Annotated in this window: 5 protein-coding genes; all 5 read right to left on the bottom strand. The window is 33.9% G+C overall.

Going from position 1 to position 5,533, the window contains the following annotated elements; genetic code table 11:
• Positions 1 to 364 (bottom strand): hypothetical protein (locus tag SULYE_RS05345; protein WP_007547286.1); only part of this gene is annotated, 364 nt, incomplete at its 3' end.
• Positions 319 to 1,290, bottom strand: coding sequence for a PulJ/GspJ family protein (locus SULYE_RS05340; protein WP_007547285.1), 972 nt, complete (start codon positions 1,288 to 1,290; stop codon positions 319 to 321). The genes SULYE_RS05340 and SULYE_RS05345, both read right to left, overlap by 46 nt.
• The gene (locus SULYE_RS05335; RefSeq protein WP_007547283.1) at positions 1,287 to 1,946 is read right to left on the bottom strand and encodes a prepilin-type N-terminal cleavage/methylation domain-containing protein; all 660 of its coding nucleotides are present in this window, start codon (positions 1,944 to 1,946) and stop codon (positions 1,287 to 1,289) included. Before SULYE_RS05335 ends, SULYE_RS05340 begins: the two co-directional genes overlap by 4 nt.
• On the bottom strand, positions 1,934 to 2,452 hold the full coding sequence (locus tag SULYE_RS05330; RefSeq protein ID WP_007547281.1) for a GspH/FimT family pseudopilin: 519 nt from the start codon (positions 2,450 to 2,452) through the stop codon (positions 1,934 to 1,936). The genes SULYE_RS05335 and SULYE_RS05330 overlap by 13 nt, the downstream gene beginning before the upstream one ends.
• A partial coding sequence (locus SULYE_RS05325) for a pilus assembly protein (RefSeq protein ID WP_007547279.1) occupies positions 2,437 to 5,533 on the bottom strand: 3,097 nt, incomplete at its 5' end. The genes SULYE_RS05325 and SULYE_RS05330, both read right to left, overlap by 16 nt.

Raw genomic sequence — 5,533 nt, 5'->3', positions numbered from 1 at the left:
TCATAGCCGAAGAAGACAAATTTGAATACTTTGCTGTATATATATCATTACTTCCAAAAAGTTTGTACTTCATAATATATGGATTAGTAGCACATTTGCTTGGCATGCCTGCTCCATCATTGTAAGGCTTATTTTGATTTATTAAAACAACCCCATATTTTACAGCCGATTCTGCTGCTTCTTTTACGCTTGAGTATGTTTTAATATCCTGCGAGGTTTGGAAACCCCTTGTTAGCATATAATATATCCCACCTAAAACTATCAAAACTATAATTGCAACTGCGATAGCAAATATTAACGTTGCACCTTTTTCTTTATTTATCTTATGTTCATTAATGGGATTACTTGCTCTATTACCGCCCATCTGTAATACCTCCAATCATTGTTTGAATAGTTAAATTGGTCACAACCGCCAGCTTGTGAATAGTTATGTGGATTATCTGGTACAGACTGTCTTCCACCAACCTGGACTATCATACATAGTTTTATTGCTGATAACTCATTTAAGTTAGTTATTGAAGTTGATACTGTGTTATCTGTTTTTACATACTTAACTTGAAAATCTAATACACATGATATTACTGGAGATGGAAGTGAGCTTGTCCCTATAGTTTTCTGTAAATTATAAGTTCCTGGAGCACATTCTCTCGGTAAATTTTTATCATCCAGACTATAGATTACTTTAAAATCGCTTGGAATTATTTTGGGATCGTTTGGATATGTATTTTTTCCTATATAAAATGCATAGGAGTTTCTTTTTGAAGGATCAGGATTGTTAGGGTCATATGTAAAAGCATTTTCTAATAATTTTTTTGATGTATTAAGTCTAATATATTTGCCAGCGTTTGGAGGACATTGTTTGTTTAAATAACTATATGAGAGAGGGATAGTATTGTTATCGTTAACTATATACGTGTTTAACTTACCTGTTCTATCAATAAAACCCCAACATCCAGCATATTGATCTTCAGAACCTGCTAAGCTTAAATAAGCTAATTGTTTTTGTGAAGAGCAGTATGTTAAAAATCGATTGTTTGTACCATCTAAATCGCAAGCTGTACCGTCTTTTATTATCAATCTATCTGCATCAACGCCAAAACCAATTGTAGATAGATCTTTAACAACTTCATTTGCAAGAATAAAAGAATCTTGCTCTTGTTTAGCTATCGTGCTTTTACTGATATTTTCTTTAATAACAGTATTATAAAAAGTATAAAAAGCAGCCCCAACTATCAATGAAAGGGCTATGACGACAAGAAGTTCAAATATTGTATATCCTTTATTTCTCATCGAGCTCTCTCCTTAAACACTATAGTATGTACAGATTTGTACTTATTTGAATTAGGGTCAAAGTACCAAGTTATAATTCCTATGGCTAAGCCAGATTCTAAAGGTCCATTCATTATTCTTGCTGTTGTTATACCTGTATAAATTCTAAATTTTTGTATATTTATATTATCGTTAAACGATATAATACAATTTGGTTTAGAAGCTATATTGTTTATTTGAGGAAGATTGGAATAATCACAAGTTCCATCGCTATTTGGTTTAACTGATAGCCAATTGGCAGTACTTAACGTATTTGTTTTAAAGGTATCATTAGGTCCGTTATATGGATCATAAAAGTCTGGTATGCCATCTCCATCTGAATCTACAATTGAACCTGTTGTTAGATCTGTTAGAAATGAACAAGTGCTTTTTGTAGTGTCGCAGGTTTCATTTTGCCATTTCGGAAAATAATTAATCTTGTTATAATCAATAGTTTGATAAAATTTTGCTACCATCAGATTGTATTCAGATGCTTTATCTTTCATTTTATTAGAAAGGGAATACTGTATAAAAAATAAAACACCTCTCAAAAATCCAATTGTTACTATCATTATTATAAATAAGGCGATTAGAACTTCTATAATTGTAAAAGCTTTGTTATTTTTTAATTGCTGCACGGCACATCTCCGTCTAAAATTTTAATCCTTCCATACCTGTCAACGCAAATTGTTTTAATTGTTTTAATGTTTTCGAATGTATTTTGAAGTAATGTATTTTGAAGTTTTATATTAGCCATTCCAAGCCCACATATAGCATTTCTTGGCAATCCTTTTCTATCGAAAAGAAAAAAAACATCATTCATAAATGTTATGCCTGATGGCAATATGATTGTTTTAACAACGGTATCTGAACCATTATTGTATGAGCAATTACCATCGTTGTTTTGAAAAATAATATAACTATTTGCACCACTATCCGCCGTTATGCCCATTAGACTACTTTTAGAAATTGAATATATTTTAGCTTGGTTTAAATCTGAAACAATCATATTAACTGCTTGGTTTAGTCTTTGGTTTGCAACAAAAACAAGAATAGGCCTTATGACCAAAGCCATAAGGATTCCTATTATAACTAAAACTACTAAAATCTCAAAAATATTGTATCCTTTTATTTTTCTATCCATAGTATAAACCTCGGTTGAGCAGAAGGTGTTGGTTGTTGAGTTTGTTTAATAACGACTCCGGTTGAAATTTGAATATATTTTTCATATCTATTTGTTGAGCCTTGGCTAACGCTAACTTGGAATGGATTACCAATAGGCGGAGCACCTCTTCCAAGGTCGATGGATTTGTTTATAGTTACTATTCCACTTGTTCCGCTTGTAGCCTTAGGAGATAAAATTGATGGAACAGGATAAGAAGTTCCTGATTTGTAGTATAACGCATATAGTTTAGAACTTCCCTCAAAAGAGCAGACATCATTTGGTGGAACATAGCTTAAGAAATCAACAATTCCTCCAAAAACAATCGGTTGAGATATAACAGCTTCGTTTGTTAACTCTTGATACCATCCTTTATCTACTTCAGCTGGCTGAGTGTAATTTTTAGTTTCGACCACAACAGTCTTATTACTACATCCGCTGCTATCGCATAAACAGATTTGCTGAGTTTTTGCTACTTCAGCTGTTACTGTTTTATTTGTTTGATCGTTGAAATCACCTTTTTTAAAGGTGGTTGAACAAGTACCATCCCAACATGGGTCTTTAAATCCTATAAAATAGTTATTATAATTTAAAATCTTGTCTCCGTTACTTAAAAATCTTCCTGTTCCGAAAAATACCCACAAATTACCATTTTCATCTTTTGAGAAGGTTGGTGCAGCAGTTACTGGTGGTATTTGACCGTTATTTGCAAAGCTTGATAAATCAACTGCAACAGATGGATTAGATGAAGTATTTGAAAGATTATCATCTAAAACAAATCTATAAAAATTACCCCAATTATACCAGGTAGTACCTTGTTTTTGTAATCCATATAATCCAAAATAAATAGTATCATCTCTATAATCATCGCTTGGGTCTATTGGGAGTGTATCAGCTACAGCCGCAACTGTGTCCTGTGGTAGCGATATTTGTATAGTTTTTACTAAATTTCCTGTCTTTAAATCAAAGAAATAAAGACTTGGAGAGCTTATATAATCATTATAAGATGATGGATTTGGAACGTTTGGTCCTGAACCAATTACTAAATACCAACTTCCGTTTTTATTTGCATCTCCTCTTCTTACGACCGATGGGAATGATAACGTTAGTGTATTATCAGGCAAAGTTTGTTCCCATAATAATTTTGGTGTTGTTGCTGTTCCATTTAGCCATTCAGTAAGGTCTAAGGCAAATATAGATGAGCTATATGTAGTAGTACCGGCAGATAATGATTTTCCACCAAATCCCATAACACCAACTAATATAGTTCTCCAAGAATTTGATGTCTTATCGTCTGTTGGATCACCGTTTATAGAAGCATCAAAAATTAAAACTCTACTATCAACTGTTGGAATATGGCAGTAGTCTTTATGACCATACCATAATAAGTATGGGATCGCATTTTTTGGTATAAAAGCAAATTCTTCACTAGCTATTAAATCTGTTCCTGTATTTTTTGGGTCATTTTGGAGTGCAGATGGATCGTCAGGTTTTGTTGAAGACTGGTCTTTTATGTATCCAAGTCTGAAGAAATGGAGCATACCATCGTTTGCTCCAACTATAATTCTTGATGCTCTATTTTTGTATTGGTCAGAATTGATATATTCATAGTATGTACTATCGGAATATCTTAAATGGTAGCTGTTTATTGGTTCATTTCCAATTACTGCCGGCGTAGAATGAATTATATCTCCAAGCTTCCATGTTTTTACGCCTGTAGAACCTGGACAAATTTCTGAAATATTAATTTTTAAATTTCTTTTTACATAATCAGAATTACAGCTTGAATCATTTGAAATGTCTTCACCTCTTATATATCTAATTACGCATGATGCTATATCTGTTGTAATCGAATTATCTGATGCGTTATTGTCTACCAAATCCCATATATTTTTCAAATCGTCTGCTTTGGAAGTGTTAAATTCTTTTATATCAGTGCCGGTTGAGTAGTAAATTTTTCTGTTATTAGGGTCACAGTTTCCAAGCCAGCAACCGCTATCAAAAACAGGTTTAAGGTCTTTCATACCAACTATAGAGTCCACAGTGCATGTGCTTGTATCAGAAAGAAGAGCTACTTTGGTTTCATTTGTAGATGAATCATAGAATGTTTGGAATATTTTATCAACGCTCAAATTTAGTTCTTTATTTTGGTTTGTATCTTCTCTTAAATCGTTTTTAGGGTCAACCCAGAATGACCTTAAAAATCCTGGCCAGGTTAATGTGTTTCCTTGAGAGTCTGTATAAGTTGGATAAAAAAATGGCTGAACTAATACAGAGGAAATTGAAGTCTTTGTTGATAATGAACCAACTGTTGAACCAGCAGAAGCACGTTTAAGAATATCTAAAATCGCCTTATACAGAGCATCTTTCATTTCTATTGCATTTGAAGCAGCAAAAAATGTATCTGGATTTCCATCTCCATTTTTATCCCAATCCGGAGATGAAGGTGGAAGTTTAGTACATCCACTACCTTTACCATTTGAGTTTATGTAATTACTACAGTCATCCACCCAGCACGTACCCTGCGGGTATCCCGACAAACTGTCTGGCCAATTGCGTCCTGTTGTGTCAAAAGAACCATACATGGCAACATTCTTTAAAGATTGGGCACCAGTTCCACCTAAGAAAAGCCCTATGCCGTATAAAGCCTCAACCCTTGAGTTTATACCCGTTGGTTTGTTGGTAAAACCTTTCTTGTGCATCCAATAAGCAGGAACAACAGGGTCTGCAGAGTACTGTTCAAATCCTGTATCTATAGAGCATGTAAAATCGACTTTCTTAGGTGGACCTCCCATGTTCCACTGTCCGTCGGTCATGAGGATTACGAAGTTTTTAGCACAAGACACTGGTTTGAGCTCATTGCCTTCACATTTTCCGTCGTTATTCTCGTCAAAACATTGATAAAGTGGATTTTTCCATGCGTCATCTTGTCCTGTTTGTGGAGCTAATCCACCATATTGTGGCGGGTTTTGAGCAAAATAATTATAGGTATCCCACAAAGCTGGAGCAGTAGGTGTATAACCAGCGGGGTCTTCTTCATTTACTGCAGTTATTACGTTTTTG

The organism is Sulfurihydrogenibium yellowstonense SS-5 (assembly GCF_000173615.1).
In the GTDB taxonomy this organism is placed as follows: domain Bacteria; phylum Aquificota; class Aquificia; order Aquificales; family Hydrogenothermaceae; genus Sulfurihydrogenibium; species Sulfurihydrogenibium yellowstonense.
This window is presented reverse-complemented; position numbering and strand designations above follow the sequence as displayed.

Bases quoted from the DNA above. Each gene is read 5' to 3' on its own strand.
- SULYE_RS05330 (WP_007547281.1), bottom strand. From the start codon at position 2,452: ATGGATAGAAAAATAAAAGGATACAATATTTTTGAGATTTTAGTAGTT.
- SULYE_RS05340 (WP_007547285.1), bottom strand. From the start codon at position 1,290: ATGAGAAATAAAGGATATACAATATTTGAACTTCTTGTCGTCATAGCC.